2 protein-coding genes are annotated in these 703 nt (G+C 64.4%); both read left to right on the top strand.

The annotated features are described in order from the left end of the window. A partial coding sequence (locus RISW2_RS23045; protein WP_043775885.1) for an Rrf2 family transcriptional regulator occupies nt 1-276 on the top strand: 276 nt, incomplete at its 5' end. Between the two features lie 173 nt (nt 277-449). After that, nucleotides 450-703: hypothetical protein (locus RISW2_RS24985; protein WP_211238751.1), on the top strand; the 254-nt coding region annotated here is incomplete at its 3' end.

The following is a 703-nucleotide window of genomic DNA, read 5'->3' as shown; positions in this document are numbered from 1 at the left end:
GGGGGGTACGAGCTGATCAAGGAGTCCCGCCGGATCTCCTTGGCAGAAGTACTCCGCCTGATCGACGGACCGCTCGCCCCGCTGCCGTGCCTGTCGCGACGAGCCTATCAGCGGTGCGAGAATTGTGACGAGGCAACCTGCCCGGTGCGGGCGGTCTTCGGCGGCTTCTATGCAGCCTATCTCCTGATGATCGAGTCGCTGACGCTTGCGGATCTCCAGGAGGACTCCCGGCCGCTGGAGCGTTTCGGTCTCTTCGAGGCGTCAGCGGGAGAATAATCTTCCACACTCGCGCTCAAAAAGAACGCGATGATGCTTTTGCTAAACACGACTAACTCTGTCGTTATTCTGGTGTCAGGCGGCGCTGGCGCGGGGCTGTCACTCGACAGAGAAAGATCGCGCCCCGCCGACCTGGCACGAGAGTTCGACAGGGTTCAGCGAGGAACAGAAGCATGTTTCGCACCAATCTATCCGGCGCCAATGCCTCCAATGCGGGGCCATCCGGAAGCGATCGGGTCACGGCCGGCGTTGACGCACCACCTCTGACCAAGGTCGGGTGGGCCATGGCGGCGACCGGTCCGTGCGCCGTGACCGGGGCGGTGGCCCGCCGTGGCGCGCTTGCCGCGATGGCCGCGATCGGTTTGGCCGGGTTCGGCTCCGGGTCGGCGCTCGCCCAGGATCAGGTCGAGATCCTGAACGTCTCCTA

This window comes from Roseivivax isoporae LMG 25204 (assembly GCF_000521865.1).
Taxonomy (GTDB): domain Bacteria; phylum Pseudomonadota; class Alphaproteobacteria; order Rhodobacterales; family Rhodobacteraceae; genus Roseivivax; species Roseivivax isoporae.
This window is presented reverse-complemented; position numbering and strand designations above follow the sequence as displayed.